Here is a 14,513-nt window from a genome sequence, read left to right as displayed (position 1 = left end):
AAATCAGCAAGCCGTTTTTATTGAATATAGTATCAAAGTGATTTAGTCATCAATGCCCTATCAAGCCATCAAAAAATGACTCAAGCCTAAGTTTAAGAGTCCTCGATAAAGGCATTCACGGTGCCTTCGATAGAGTCGTAAACAATCTTAATTTCAGCTCTATTTCTTCCCGCTGTATCACCTAATGTCCTTAATACATAAGTACACTGGGTCGCACCGCTGCCACCGTCTGCAGCATGGCGATATGACTCAAATTCAACATCGTCCGTTGTATTTCTAATAGCAACTGATGGCGGGCTTTCTATCAAAGCATTCCACAAATCGACACAACCGCCTTGCCCTGGCCCTATGTTCACAGGGTTGCCCATAGGGTTACCTTTTCCTGTGCCTAATGGGTAGCCAAAAGTATTCATATCAAGGTCATTATTAGCAAAGCCAGGCAAATCATTCATCGGATCACTGCCACCAATCAATTGCCAACGGGTGTGAGAAAAAGTCACAGACTGTTCAAATGATGCTGCTATGGCCTGAACTCGACTTATCTCTGCGTCACGCTTAACATCAATAAACTTACTGACTGCAATAACGGCTAAAATTGCCAATACGATAATCACAACCACAAGCTCAATTAAGGTAAAACCTGTGTTTCGAGATGGCAGTTTAGAAGGGTAAATATCATTAATCACACCATACTCCTCGGTGTTAGCTTACTTAAGGTATAACACAAGCTTGTTAATAGTACGTTAAACACTAAGCCTAAAGTACTCATTTATTCATCAATACAGGATAAATGTTGGCTATATAGCTCAGTTCAATGAGTCAATAACGGATCTATAGACATAAAAAAACGCAGCTTAACGCTGCGTTTATTATCAGTCATCACACCTTAGTGTTTACTGATAAGAATGTGAACCATGTTGATGATCTGTCACGTCTTTCACGCCAGCTAACTCACCAGGGAACATATCTAATAGCTGCTTCTCGATACCATCTTTTAATGTGATATCAACTTGAGAACAACCATTACAACCACCGCCAAACTGAAGTACAGCAACGCCTTCTTCAGTTATTTCTACTAACATGATGTTACCACCATGGCTTGCTAACTGAGGGTTGATTTCTGATTGAATCACATACTCAATACGCTCTTTTAGTGGTGCGTCAGAAGCCACTTTACGCATTTTAGCATTTGGTGCTTTAAGCGTTAATTGTGAACCAAGTTGGTCAGTCACAAAGTCGATGCTCGCTTCTTCTAAAAATGGTGCACTCTTTTCGTCAACCATGGCACTAAAACCTGTAAACGGTAATTCAGTATCATCAGCTTCAACAGCATCTGGCGGACAGTAAGATACACCGCACTCTGCTTGAGCGGTACCTGGACTGATGACAAACACACGGATATGAGTGCCTTCAGGTTGATCGGCCAGTAATTTTACAAAATGAGCCTGAGCCGTATCAGTAATGTTGATCATAAAAACTGCTCCGTTGGGTAGTACTTGAGTAAGCATTAACTTAATTAAGAACTGACTTAAATAAGGTAGTACTTGAGTAATTTAGTAGGTTTAGCGACATGATACTCTTAGTTGCCTCTGCTTTATAGTCCTGCATCAAGCAAGTGTGACAAAAAATAGTCTCTTTGTATCGATTTTTAATGGAGATTTAAGACTAATCACTTTATTGTTATCCTACGGTTTTCTTTTTATGATCTTGTTTCTCATATGATTAGCTTACATGCCTTGCTCGCTCGTTTTTCAGTTAGAACGCTGATGACATTTTTTATCTGCATGCCTTTTATGGCATCTGCTAGTGATATTTCTGCTGCCAATACCCGTATTGAACAAGCTTTACTCACTGAGGATATCAATACTCATTTAACTCAACCTACAGAGTATTTAGGTTACCCATTAGGTGAATGGCATTTACGCCATGATCAGATTAATCACTACCTGCAACTACTGGCAAGTGAAAGCGACCGAGTATCCTTAGATTCAGCAGGTTATAGTGAAGAGCGCCGCGAGCAAATCACAGCAGTGATCACCTCTGAAAAAAACCAGAAAAACCTTGCCGACATCATCGAATATCGCAGTAATATTAAATACGGCACCATGCAAACCAACCACACTAATCAAAATCCATTGGTCGTGTGGCTGGCGTACTCTATTCATGGTGATGAAGCCAGTGGCGCTCATGCCGCATTGGCATTAAGTCACTACCTAGCTGCGGCTAATACGCCTTGGGTAAAAGAGTTACTCGACGATACTGTCATTTTACTTACTCCAACCCAAAACCCTGATGGTTTTGACCGCTTTTCAAATTGGGCCAACAATAATAAAGGCCAAGTCATTGTTACTGATAATAATCACCGTGAACATAATCAAGACTGGCCAGGTGGACGTTTTAATCACTATTTAGCTGATTTAAACCGCGATTGGCTTTTCTTGCGCCACCCTGCATCTCAAGGTCGCGTGGCTTTTTTCCATAAATGGCAGCCCCACTATGTAGGTGACTTCCATGAAATGTGGCATCAACAGTCGTACTTTTTCCAACCTGGAGTACCTGACCGCGTTAACCCATTAACAAAACCTGCCAATCAAGCATTATCAAATGAGCTGGCAGCGTTTCATCGCCAAGCTTTAGATGAAGTCAAACAAGTGTATTTTAGCGGTCAAATGTTTGATGACTTCTTTTACGGTAAAGGCTCAACCTACCCTGATATCAATGGCGCTGTTGGTATCTTGTTTGAACAAGCCAGCTCACGCGGCCAAGCCCAAGACTCACCCAATGGTGTGGTGACCTTAGCTGAGAGTATTGATAACCAATTTGCGACCTCTATTTCTAGCCTAAAAGGTGCTCACGCATTACGTAAAAAGTTGATGAAGTATCAAACTGACTTCTTCTCAAGCAACATCAAGCGTTATCGAGAAGGTAAACAGTCTGGCAGATTAGTTAAAGCCCATGGCGGCGCAAAGCATATCAATGAGTTGGTGAGCATATTAGCCCAGCACAAAATTAGCGTTAAATACCTCAACACTGTCATTGAAGATGATGACATTAACTTCACTCCTCAAGACAGTGTGTTTATTCCAGATAGTCAGCCGCAACACGACTTATTAGAGGCGTTATTTGATAAACGAACCGAGTTTAAAGATGAAACCTTTTACGATATTTCGACGTGGAATTTTGAATCAGCCTTAAGCTTAAGTTTGATCAAAAAAGCCAAACCCAGTGCCAAGTACTTATCAGACAAACCAAACGGCAAGGTAACCAAAGCAACCTACCCTAAAGACAGCGTGGCTTTGGTGATTGATTGGCAACAAGCTGCGGCGGCTCCATTACTGCAGCAATTGCTCCAACAAGGCGTAATAGTTAAGTATGCCCAAAAACCATTCAGCCTTAATGCCAATATTGCCAATATTGCCAATCGCACAGCAGAAAAACCTCAAACCAGCAAACAAGCCATAAAATTTGTTGCAGGTAGTTTGCAAATCCCACTGAAACAGCAAAATTTCACTGCCATTGAGTTAGCAGAAATCGTGGCAACGCTCGCGCAACAACACCAAGTCGATGTTGTCGCATCTGCCAGTTCACATGCTGTTACAGGAATGGATTTAGGCAGCGATGATTTCATCAAAGTAAAACCCGTAACACCTTTGATCATCACAGGCGCAGACACCAATGCTTCAGAAACCGGTCAAATGTGGCATTACCTTGATAAGACTCTAGGTATAGCCACAACCATGGTGAATACAGAACGTTTGGTATCACTAGATTTATCGGCATACAGCCATATTTTTATGGCTGATGGGCCTTATCATTTGATCAGCGATGCGACCTCAAGAAAGTTAGGTCAATACGTAACAGAAGGCGGCACTATCGTGGCGCAAAAGCGGGCATTAGTTTGGCTTAATAAGCGTAATATCTTAAATTCTGAACCCAAAACCAGTCGTGAACTGAATAATCTATTCATCACATCGGGTATGGATTATGGCGATCAATCTAAATTAAAAGCACGTCAATCTATCGGCGGCGCGATCGTAGCGTTAAAGCTTGATGCGACTCACCCTGTCGCCTTTGGTTTACCTAATCCACTGCCTGTGATGAAAAACCGCGAAATCAGTTTCAACCTCACTTCAACGCCATTTATTGTCGCAGCGAAATATGAGAATGACTTATTGATTAGTGGCTACCTTGCTAATGAATATCAACGCGCATTTGCCAATACCCCTGCGATGATAGTTGAAACCAAAGGTAAAGGTAAAATTGTCGCCCTGGCGGATAATTTATTATTCCGAAACATCTGGCTAGGCTCAGAAAAAGTCTATGCCAATGCACTGTATTTTGTGCCATCACAATAGCCCAAACATTATTTAAGTAACCCTGGTGCTTCAGCTCTAGCTAAGCACCAGCATTGTACATGGACATATTCGGCTGCAAACAATTGGCTAATTTCATTCACTGTGGTGCCAGTAGTGACGACATCATCAATCAATGCGATTCTTTGATAAGGCACGCTTTTAGCATTTAAACTTGAAGTGTTTAAACTTGAAGTGTTTGAACTTAAAGTGTTTGAGCTTGAAGCATTTAAGTTTAAGCTAAATGCCCCCGCGCAATTTAATCGCCTTGCTTTGCCATCTAATCCGGCTTGTGCTTGGGTATCAACATCCCTGACTAGCAAGGCATCATCCATGACAATGCCTAATTGTTGGCTTAATGCCTTAGCAATTAACCATGCTTGATTAAATCCGCGCGACTTTAAGCGATTGGGGTGCAGCGGCACAGGAATGAGCACTTGTGGTAATTGAATCATATCCCTCGCAACCAAATCCATCACTCGAATAGCCAGCACCTGCACTAACGCCGCTAATGAGGCACATTGTTGTTGATATTTTATCGCTGCAATCAATTCACCTAGCCCTTGATGATAACTGCATGGCGCAATAACCATAATTGGCTCAGTTGACTGACATTGGCCACAATAGCGCTGTAATAACATCATAGCCTTACCGCATCCTAAGCAGACTTCATGCTGATAAAGTCCAGCCACTAAACAGTGCTGGCACACGCCAGAATGCGGTTTCTGCAGATCATACTGCTCAATATCCTGGCTGCATAACATGCAGCGATTAGGGAGATTACGCAAAATTGTATGCTTAACAATGCGAAAGCCTGCATAGCAGGCTTGTCGGAGTTGCCAATCCATATAATATCCTTATCCTGTATGGCAATTAACCCAAACTCAATCTTGAGGAAACCCCGTGCAGTCCAACTTACCTCAGTTACACGTTCACACTGTGGGCGAAGGCCAAGATCTTGTTTTGTTACATGGTTGGGGAGTTAACTCTGCCGTTTTTCATCCATTACAAACGGCGCTTAGTCATTATAGAGTGCATTATGTCGACTTGCCGGGATTTGGTGATAGTGCTGAAAATACTGGAGATATCAATGCGTGGGCAGCACAACTAGCACAGCAATTACCAAAAAATGCTGTGTGGCTTGGTTGGTCATTGGGCGGTTCAGTCGCCACTCAAATCGCCATAACTTACCCAGAGTCAGTTAAAGCCTTAATCACTGTGGCTTCATCACCATGTTTCATGGCTCAAGAAGCTATTGTTCAAGAATTTAGTGAACAAGACGTTTTTGCTCAAACGGATAGTGACCAAGATAGGGTTAATCAAGCACCTGAAAACAAAGCGTCATGGCCGGGTATCGCACCTAAGGTGTTAGCGCAGTTTTCTGAGCAACTGCAAATTAACTTAGCCAAAACCGTTGAACGTTTTTTAGCGATTCAAGCCATGGGCAGTGACACAGCTAAAAATGATATTGCCGCGATTAAGAAACTGGTATTAGCCAAACCTTTACCTAGCCAAGTCGTGCTTGATCAAGGTTTAGGGATGCTGCGTACGGTGGATTTACGTTCACAGCTGAGTACTATCCAACAACCATGGTTAAGAATTTGGGGCAGATGTGACAGTTTAGTTCCGAAAAAGATCATCAAACTTTTACCCCAAGCAACAAGTATAGAAGACGTTGTTCACAATAAAGCATCTCACGCACCGTTCATTTCACACCCACAAGCGTTTTTAGCTGAATTACTGCCTTGGATCGAAAAACATACAGACTAAGCCTATAAAACCACTTGTAAATTGACTATAATTTAAACGTTATTCGATATTATCAAAGTGAGCTTTATGCTGGTAGTGACCAATTATCCCCAAGTACCGATTGCGACAAGTAATGTTGCAACCGATCTTGCGCGCGCGGATAACCAGCAAGCTAAACCGATATTGCCGCCGCAAGAATTGTCTAAAGCGCACCAAGAGCGCGCTTACAATCAGCAAAATGAGCGTTTAACCCGTCATGAGTTGATCGAGCAAAAGCAGCAGCAAAAACAATCGACTGATCAGCAGTTAACTCAACAACAAGCGTTAGGGCCAAAAGGCATTTTTCCGCAATTACTGCGTGTTGCCGCTAACAGTAATCCGACAATCCAACGTCGTGACATTCAACAAAAAAATGCCAGTTCAGCTCCAGTTGAAGCAGATAAAAGCGCCAAACAAGATAACAACCGCACTATCCAAAGCTTATTGTTAAATGAGGCTAATAAAGAGCAGTCAGACGCTTTTTACCAGCAACTCGGCGAGCGTGTCGGCAAGTTTTATCAGCAACAAACCACCCCTTCAGATCACAACCAGCTATTTGCGTTAGTGTAAATAAACCACTGTCTATCCGCTAACTAGCCCAGCACTGTTTTATCCTCAAAGTACTTTTATTAACAGTCGTTTCATAACTATCACTTCATAACTGACCACTTAATAACTGACCACTTCATAACTGTCGTTTCATAACTATCACTACATAACTATCACTACATAACTGTCGTTTCATAACTATCACTTCATAACTATCACTTCATAACTGACCATTTCATAACTGTCGTTTCATAACTATCACTTCATAACTGTCACTTCATAACTGACCACGTCATGGATGACGATGTTTATTGCTGGGTGTTTTCTTATAGTTTGATTAAAAGCTGCTTTTATCAAGACTCCGCTGTTCAAGGATGCCTTCATCAACTAACTGCTTAAGAATATGCAGGGTTTTCTCTCTGAAGCTATCTCTCAATAGCCTTACAGCAGGCGTAATCGACTGTCGGCTTGGGCAAATCAGCCATAGTTCTGTTGGGCTAGGTGTAAAATCAGGCATTACACTCACAAGCTTACCGGACAACAGATCTGCTGAAACATCAAGGAATGACTTTACCGCCAAGCCCTTGCCAGCCAAACACCACCGCCTTGCCAGTTCACCATCATTACCTGCACGGTTACTGTTCATTTTCACTTTATATTGGTGATTATGGCTATCAGTAAAACACCATTCATCATGCACAATATCGTACAGTTGATATAACAGACCATTATGTTCAGTAAGATCATCAGGGTGTTGAGGTTGACCAAACTTGGCGATGTACTCAGGGCTGGCACACAAAAGTTTCGGCACATTACAGATTTTGAACCCGTATACGTTGGCCTCTGTTGGCGAGCCATAACGCAGTGCCATATCCACAGCATCACGATAGAAGTCAATATTACTGTCACTGATACTGGTGCGAAGATTCACCTGTGGATGACTATCCATAAATTCATCTAGCCAAGGTATCACCAAGTTACGCCCAAAATCAGACGAGAGTGCTATACGTAAATTCCCGTCAATGATATCGAGATCATCTTTAATATTTTGCTTAGCTTGCGCCAGCATAGACAGGGCTTTCTCACATTGAGGAATATAACGCTCGCCTGCAGTAGAGAGCCTTAAATGCCGTGTAGTACGTACAAACAACTCAACACCTATGGCATTTTCTACCCGTTTAACTGCCGCACTGGCTGTTGCCGTTCGCATATCAAGGTTTTCGGCAGCCGCGGTAATACTGCGAAATTCAGCTACCTTTGAAATCACAATCAAGTCTTCTAATAGCATAATTATCAATTTTAATTTGAGAATATATCAAACATTACGCTGTTTAAGATATTCATGACAAGGACTAATATAGATTCATCAAACGAGCACAGCGCAAATAGCGCCATTTAAATTTCAATATAAGAATAGGATTATTCAACATGACTAGACTCACTATTGTGGCAAACATCATTGCTAAAGCAGACAAAATTGAATTAGTAAAAGCAGAGCTTTTAAAACTGATTGAGATCACTCGCGCAGAAGCAGGTTGCATCAATTACGACTTACATCAAGATAACGAAAATCCAGCTCATTTCATGTTTTATGAAAACTGGGAAACTCGTGAGTTATGGCAAACACATATGGGTAACACGCATTTAGCTGAATATATGAGTGCAACCGAAGGCGCTGTTGAGCAGTTTATTTTAAATGAAATGACTCAAATCGCTTAAACTCAGGGCTTTATCTTCTGTTCAAATACGCAAAGCGATCTCCTCACCCACTATAAAGCGCTAAGTCGATACCGATTTAGCGTTTTTTATTGCATTAGCCCCACTAAATGATATCTTCCGCCATGACCGTTATTTACTGCAAATATGATGACTTATGGCCTGCACAAGCTAGGTTTTGATTCACAACCCTATAATTATTGAGTATTGATAAGTAATTAATTATATTGGATTAGCTAATCATTCCATTCCCAAACAAAAGAGGCAAAGATGACATCATCAAGATATACCTTTGCTGTGAATATTTGTTTGTTTTTCAGCGTCCTGCTCCTAGCAACATCAGCACTAGTAATGCCAGTACTAGCAAAAGATGTGGTTATATTAAATCAACCTGACTCTGTCCATGATACCCGCTACGAATATAGCTATAAGCTTATGCAGCTTTCTTTAATTCATACAGAAGATGATTTTGGAGACTGGGAGATAACCACCTCAGATTATCCAATGACATCAGGTAGAGTCTTACCTGAATTAATGACTGGCGAGTTAATCAATGTCATCGCCGAAGCGCCTAAAGCACAATGGAGTGAAAAACTTATTGCCATTGATGTGCCATTACGAAAAGGTGTTCAAGGATTTCGCGTCTTCATCATCAAACAGCAAAACCAATCACTATTTTCTGACATCAACACATTCGAGCAATTCAAATTGATACCGACAGGATCAGGGATGTTTTGGTCAACACGCTTTGCAATGGAAAAAGCAGGAATGGATGTGGTTATTGGTTCGAGTTACGATGGGCTTTTTCATATGCTTGATAAAGAACGCTTTATCAGTTTCGGCCGCGGAATTAATGAAGCCTATGATGAAGTTGAAACCTATGGAAAAATTTATCCCGATTTAATTGTCGAAAAAAACACCTTATTACATATTCCATTAGTCACACTATTTTATGTATCGCCTGCATATCCTCAATTGGCCAACCGAATAAAAGTAGGTCTACAGCGTATCAAAGATAATGGATTATTTGACGAGGCATTTCACCAAGAGCATTGCCAGTTTTTAGTGAAGAGTCAGCTGAGTCATCGCCAAGTATTTACTATCGATAATGAGTTAATCAGTAAGCAAGACCATAAAGAAATGCTCAAAAATAAAGAAGTCATCTCACCAAAAACAAACTTTGATGAAATTTGTCTGACTTACATAGAAGAATAACCATCAACGCCGTTTCTCATCATATCAACAAGCAATAAAAAAGCCTTAACACAACGAGTTATCTCGATGTCATTAAGGCTTTAATGTCACTGTTTAACTATTTAATAATAGCGAGAACAATATTACTTTTTGAGTTTTGCAAACGCATTAGCAAATGCATCGCCCATTGCCGCATTGGCAGGGGCTTTGTTTTGCTTACCTTGGCCGCCTTTAGCTGACTGACCTTTAGAAGATGCTTGTTTGCCTTTGCCAGCACTTCCTTTACCTGAAGTCTGTGGCTTATTCGATGATGCTTTAGCTTGTACTGGCTCATCTAAGCGCATACTTAATGCAATGCGGCGACGTTCAGTATCAACTTCCATCACTTTGACTTTAACCACGTCACCCGCTTTAACGATAGTATGCGGATCGCTAACAAACTTATCTGTTAATGATGAAATATGCACTAAACCATCTTGATGCACACCCACATCTACAAAGGCGCCAAAGTTAGTCACGTTAGTGACAACCCCTTCGAGGATCATTTCAAGTTTGAGATCTTTTAACTCTTCAACACCATCTTTAAAGCTGGCAGTTTTAAACTCACCACGAGGATCTCGCCCAGGTTTATCAAGCTCGGCCAAAATATCAGTAATAGTCGGTAAACCAAACTCTTCAGTGACAAACTCTACTGCATTAAGCTCTGATAGTAATGCCGTATTGCCCATTAACTGCGTAACCGTTTGCTGTTTCGCTTTAGCAATCGATTCCACTAATTTATAGGCTTCTGGGTGAACAGAAGAGCCATCTAATGGATTTTTTGCCTGAGGAATACGTAAGAAACCGGCAGCCTGCTCATAAGCTTTAGGGCCTAAACGCGCGACTTTCAATAATTGCTTACGGGTCTCAAACTGGCCGTTTTCATCACGATAAGTAACGACATTCTTAGCCAAGGTTTTATTTAAACCGGCAACCTGAGCCAGTAATGGCGCTGAAGCCATATTTAAATCGACACCAACACCGTTCACACAGTCTTCGACAACGGCTTCAAGTGAACTAGATAACTGGCTTTGACTCACATCATGCTGATATTGGCCGACACCAATGGATTTTGGTTCAATTTTAACTAATTCCGCTAACGGATCTTGCAAACGACGTGCAATCGATACCGCGCCACGAATCGATACATCCAGATTCGGGAACTCATCGGATGCTAGCTCAGAAGCAGAGTAAACAGAGGCGCCGGCTTCGCTGACCATAATCTTAGTCAGGCTCGGGTGGGTCTCTTTCATAAAGCTAATCACTTCAGCCGCTAATTTGTCCGTTTCACGTGATGCTGTGCCGTTACCAATCGCAATCAACTCAACTTTATGCATTTTTACTAGGTTAGATAAAGTACGGATCGACTTGTCCCAAACGTTTTGCGGTGCATGTGGGAAAATAGTGGTGTGAGTAACAAATTTACCTGTGTTATCCACAATCGCAACTTTAACACCAGTACGTAACCCAGGATCTAAGCCCATTGTGGCTTTAGCACCCGCTGGCGCCGCCATTAATAAATCACCTAGATTACGAGCAAATACATTAATCGCTTCAGCTTCTGCACGTTCGCGCATCGCACTGATGAACTCAGTTTCCATTTGCAGGGCAATTTTTACCCGCCAAGTTGCAGTGACCACTGTTTTTAGCCATTGATCAACGTCAGAATCAGACAGCTTTAAATTGAAATGCTCAGCAATAATCACCACGCAATAGCTGCTTTGCGCCACTTCTGCCTTGGGATCTGCATTCATCGACAGGCTCAACACGCCTTCGTTACGACCACGAAGCATGGCTAAAGCGCGATGAGATGGGACTTTAGTGATGGTTTCAGTATGATCAAAGTAATCACGAAACTTCGCACCTTCCTTTTCTTTACCCTTAACCATTCGGCTTTCAAGCACAGCTTGCTGGCGTAAATGCTGACGTACTTTCTGTAATAAATCCGCATCTTCAGCAAAACGTTCCATCAGAATAAAGCGCGCACCATCGAGCACTGCTTTGTTATCAGCAAAGCCGGCTTCTGGATTGATAAATTCAGCTGCTTTCGCATCAAGGTTAGTTTGGCGATGAGCTAATAAAAAATCAGCAAGTGGCAATAAGCCTGCTTCAATAGCAATCTGACCTTTAGTGCGACGCTTAGGCTTATAAGGAAGGTATAAATCTTCAAGACGAGTTTTGCTATCAGCAGTATTTATCGCCTGCTTTAATTCTGGCGTTAATTTTCCTTGGGTATCAATGCTTGAAAGGATAACTTGCCTTCTTTCTGCTAGTTCACGTAAATAACCTAAACGGCTATCTAAGGTACGTAACTGGGCATCATCTAAACCACCCGTTGCCTCTTTACGGTAACGAGCAACAAAAGGAACGGTAGAACCATCATCAAGTAACGCGATAGTCGCTGAGACTTGTTGCTCACGAACATTAAGTTCTTGAGCGATAATTTGAGCAATACTAAGCATAAAGGGTCTTATTCGGCGTTGAATAACAAATATCGCCCAAAGATAGCATAATCAGCTAAAAACGTTTATTGAGATTACGATTTTTTCACGGTTTTAATGCTTCACAAAACACAATTTGCTTTTCAAATAACGAGGTTTGGGTTCAGAAATGAATCTAGATACTGTGACAAGGCTCAGCAAAACACCTCTAAAGTGATAGAGGAAGCAACTTAATTAATGACTAATGTGACTTACTTCTAATTAACAATAAATCCAGTTAATAATCATTCGCAGATGTAACAATTGATACACTTATTTAATCTTACCTTTTCATAGTTTAAGTTTAAATAATATTTTGACGTTTGACATATTCTGTAGGACAACAACCAACAGTGTTATAGAATTGACGGCTAAATGCTGAAAGGTTATTAAAACCACATTCATAAGCGGTCACTTTTATATTTCCATTATTTTTATTTAAAATAGAAATAATTGCATTCGCTTTGAATTTTTTAATTATGTCTTTTACGCAACAACCTTCATATTTAACTTTTCTCTGTAAACTCCTTGGTGAAATACCAAGTATATTTGCTAATGCTGTCAAGTTTAAATCTGTAAGTGGAATACTATTAACTGCAGCATTAATACGTTCTAAATTAGAGGTTTTTAGCGGTAATAATGCGTTAACAAGTACCTTATCCTTATCTCGCTCATCTTTTTTAACAAACACAGACAAGGACTGGCAGTTAAACTTCACTCTTTTCAGTGGAGCGGCATTATGGCTATAGAAAGATCGAGGATACGGGAACTCAATGATTATATTAGACTTTGTCGAGTCGCTAAATTTTAAAACATACATCATATATACATATATAATTAGGTCGTCGTACTTCGAAGCTAATGATTGCGCTGGGCGTTTTGCGATCAAGCCAACAGAATCGTCTGTCTCAATGTTGGTCCAATTAAGATCTGACATTTGATTGTAGAACTGGGTAAATGCAATCAGTTTACTGGCATCGCTGGTATTACTAGATAGATCTATCCTAATGAAGTCTACAATGCGCTGATTGAAAAACGGGACGAAGTCGACAAAGAAAAAAGTGGAGGTAATATTCTTTTCAATAAAACTTAATAACTTAGTTATGATGTTAAAACCTATTAATTCTTCATCAGACAAATATTTAAAACATTTAAACTCAATCGGCAACAGTAAGTTAACACTTTCACAATATTCACATAATATTTTAATCTCAATTGCTGGCATACATTTAAATTTAATCATAAGAAAATACTTTTTATTCCAATACCACGGCCACTGAGAAATTATTTTATTTTTTTTTGTTACCTAAGGTATAGACTTTGATCACATATGTCGCTTTATGATAAGCGAAATTCTTAGATTTAAATTTACAATCTTTTAAAATACCCCTTATTGATTAGTCCATTTTTATAAATTCGATTTAATAAGGTCAGGTGACATGATGAACTGGTGTCGAAACATCCTAGCTTCTATCAGTGTAATCCTTTATTTGTGCTCATTTAATGCCGCAGCTGCGCCATGGGATGACATGACAGGTGAACAAGTTTCTCAAAAATTAGTGGAGAAGTTTGCTGAAGGTAAGTATTCCCCTAAAGGAGCAGACAGCTGCTTAATGTGTCACCAACGCACTGAAGGCGTTACTGACATTTTCAAAGGCGCACATGGCGACTTAACCAGCAAAGATTCGCCAATGGCAGGTCTTCAATGTGAGGCCTGCCATGGTCCACAAGGCAACCACAACCGTGGTGGTAAAGAGCCAATGATCCAGTTTGGCAAAGACAGCAAACTTGATGCACCGACCCAAAACACCGTTTGCCAAGGTTGCCATAACGACCCTGAACAAATGGCTTGGCATAGCAGCACTCATAATCTCGAAGAGATTGCTTGTGCAGATTGCCACGTAGTGCATGCCGCTAAAGATCCTGCATTAGACAAACTTACCGTTAATGATACTTGTACTAGCTGTCACACCCGTGAAAAAGCCGACATGAACAAACGCTCAGCTCACCCAATGAAATGGGATCAAATGACCTGTATCGATTGTCACTCGCCACATGGCTCAATGTCAGAAAGTGCACTAAATAAACCGACTGTTAATGACACCTGTTACAGCTGCCACGCTGAAAAACGCGGCCCAATGTTATGGGAGCACGCACCGGTCACTGAAAACTGTGTCACTTGTCATAACCCACATGGCAGCGTTAACGAAGGCATGCTCAACAACCGTGCACCGCAACTATGTCAACAATGTCACGCTGATGACGGTCACGCGAGTCGCGTTGTTTTACAACCTGGAATGGATGCCTTTGGCGGCGGAAAAAGCTGTTTGAACTGCCACAGCCAAATCCATGGTTCTAACCACCCAGCTGGCAGCTTGCTGCAGCGTTAATTAGG

At 41.1% G+C, this 14,513-nt stretch carries 12 protein-coding genes; 6 read left to right on the top strand and 6 right to left on the bottom strand.

From position 1 onward, the window contains the following. Positions 1-92 precede the first annotated feature (92 nt). Positions 93-686 (bottom strand): type II secretion system protein, encoded by a 594-nt coding sequence (locus LMH66_RS14330; RefSeq protein WP_229370799.1) that lies wholly within the window; start codon positions 684-686, stop codon positions 93-95. Positions 687-893: 207 nt separating this feature from the next. Continuing rightward, complete coding sequence (nfuA, locus tag LMH66_RS14325) at positions 894-1,472, bottom strand: Fe-S biogenesis protein NfuA (RefSeq protein WP_102526169.1); 579 nt, start codon at positions 1,470-1,472, stop codon at positions 894-896. 294 nt (positions 1,473-1,766) lie between these two features. Between nfuA and LMH66_RS14320 the strand changes: the two genes are divergently transcribed. Continuing rightward, entirely contained in the window at positions 1,767-4,355 is a 2,589-nt protein-coding gene (locus LMH66_RS14320; protein ID WP_229370798.1) for a M14 family metallopeptidase, read from the top strand. A gap of 8 nt (positions 4,356-4,363) precedes the next feature. Here LMH66_RS14320 and LMH66_RS14315 read toward each other — a convergent pair whose 3' ends face one another. Beyond that, positions 4,364-5,200 (bottom strand): ComF family protein, encoded by an 837-nt coding sequence (locus tag LMH66_RS14315; protein WP_229370797.1) that lies wholly within the window; start codon positions 5,198-5,200, stop codon positions 4,364-4,366. A gap of 55 nt (positions 5,201-5,255) precedes the next feature. On the opposite strand from LMH66_RS14315, the gene LMH66_RS14310 reads away from it, so the two are divergent. Both LMH66_RS14310 and LMH66_RS14305 read left to right on the top strand, forming a co-directional pair. Continuing rightward, on the top strand, positions 5,256-6,122 hold the full coding sequence (locus tag LMH66_RS14310) for an alpha/beta fold hydrolase (protein ID WP_229370796.1): 867 nt from the start codon (positions 5,256-5,258) through the stop codon (positions 6,120-6,122). 66 nt (positions 6,123-6,188) lie between these two features. Next, positions 6,189-6,710, top strand: coding sequence for a hypothetical protein (locus LMH66_RS14305; protein ID WP_229370795.1), 522 nt, complete (start codon positions 6,189-6,191; stop codon positions 6,708-6,710). A gap of 316 nt (positions 6,711-7,026) precedes the next feature. Here LMH66_RS14305 and LMH66_RS14300 read toward each other — a convergent pair whose 3' ends face one another. Next, positions 7,027-7,977 carry a LysR family transcriptional regulator gene (locus LMH66_RS14300; RefSeq protein WP_229370793.1) on the bottom strand — a complete coding sequence of 317 codons (951 nt, stop codon included), beginning with the start codon at positions 7,975-7,977 and terminating at the stop codon, positions 7,027-7,029. A 140-nt stretch (positions 7,978-8,117) separates the two neighbouring features. Here LMH66_RS14300 and LMH66_RS14295 point away from each other — a divergent pair, with 140 nt between their 5' ends. Then, entirely contained in the window at positions 8,118-8,408 is a 291-nt protein-coding gene (locus LMH66_RS14295; RefSeq protein WP_229370792.1) for a putative quinol monooxygenase, read from the top strand. Positions 8,409-8,675: 267 nt separating this feature from the next. Then, positions 8,676-9,620 (top strand): hypothetical protein, encoded by a 945-nt coding sequence (locus LMH66_RS14290; RefSeq protein ID WP_229370791.1) that lies wholly within the window; start codon positions 8,676-8,678, stop codon positions 9,618-9,620. A 122-nt stretch (positions 9,621-9,742) separates the two neighbouring features. Here the strand turns inward: LMH66_RS14290 and LMH66_RS14285 are convergent, their stop codons facing one another. Together LMH66_RS14285 and LMH66_RS14280 are read right to left on the bottom strand one after the other, a co-directional pair. Further along, the gene (locus tag LMH66_RS14285; RefSeq protein WP_229370790.1) at positions 9,743-12,100 is read right to left on the bottom strand and encodes a Tex family protein; all 2,358 of its coding nucleotides are present in this window, start codon (positions 12,098-12,100) and stop codon (positions 9,743-9,745) included. A gap of 322 nt (positions 12,101-12,422) precedes the next feature. After that, positions 12,423-13,361, bottom strand: coding sequence for a helix-turn-helix domain-containing protein (locus LMH66_RS14280; protein ID WP_229370789.1), 939 nt, complete (start codon positions 13,359-13,361; stop codon positions 12,423-12,425). A 196-nt stretch (positions 13,362-13,557) separates the two neighbouring features. Between LMH66_RS14280 and LMH66_RS14275 the strand changes: the two genes are divergently transcribed. Next, positions 13,558-14,508, top strand: coding sequence for a DmsE family decaheme c-type cytochrome (locus tag LMH66_RS14275; RefSeq protein WP_420709429.1), 951 nt, complete (start codon positions 13,558-13,560; stop codon positions 14,506-14,508). The last annotated feature ends 5 nt before the right edge of the window (positions 14,509-14,513 follow it).

Origin of the sequence: Shewanella sp. 10N.7 (assembly GCF_020806285.1) — a bacterium.
GTDB lineage: Bacteria > Pseudomonadota > Gammaproteobacteria > Enterobacterales > Shewanellaceae > Shewanella > Shewanella electrodiphila.
Note: the sequence above shows the minus strand (reverse complement) of the source record. Positions and strands in the feature narration are given on the sequence as shown.

Coding starts and splice junctions, on each gene's coding strand:
- nfuA (WP_102526169.1), bottom strand. CDS start 1,472: ATGATCAACATTACTGATACGGCTCAGGCTCATTTTGTAAAATTACTG.
- LMH66_RS14320 (WP_229370798.1), top strand. CDS start 1,767: ATGACATTTTTTATCTGCATGCCTTTTATGGCATCTGCTAGTGATATT.
- LMH66_RS14315 (WP_229370797.1), bottom strand. CDS start 5,200: ATGGATTGGCAACTCCGACAAGCCTGCTATGCAGGCTTTCGCATTGTT.
- LMH66_RS14305 (WP_229370795.1), top strand. CDS start 6,189: ATGCTGGTAGTGACCAATTATCCCCAAGTACCGATTGCGACAAGTAAT.
- LMH66_RS14300 (WP_229370793.1), bottom strand. CDS start 7,977: ATGCTATTAGAAGACTTGATTGTGATTTCAAAGGTAGCTGAATTTCGC.
- LMH66_RS14295 (WP_229370792.1), top strand. CDS start 8,118: ATGACTAGACTCACTATTGTGGCAAACATCATTGCTAAAGCAGACAAA.
- LMH66_RS14290 (WP_229370791.1), top strand. CDS start 8,676: ATGACATCATCAAGATATACCTTTGCTGTGAATATTTGTTTGTTTTTC.
- LMH66_RS14285 (WP_229370790.1), bottom strand. CDS start 12,100: ATGCTTAGTATTGCTCAAATTATCGCTCAAGAACTTAATGTTCGTGAG.
- LMH66_RS14280 (WP_229370789.1), bottom strand. CDS start 13,361: ATGATTAAATTTAAATGTATGCCAGCAATTGAGATTAAAATATTATGT.
- LMH66_RS14275 (WP_420709429.1), top strand. CDS start 13,558: ATGATGAACTGGTGTCGAAACATCCTAGCTTCTATCAGTGTAATCCTT.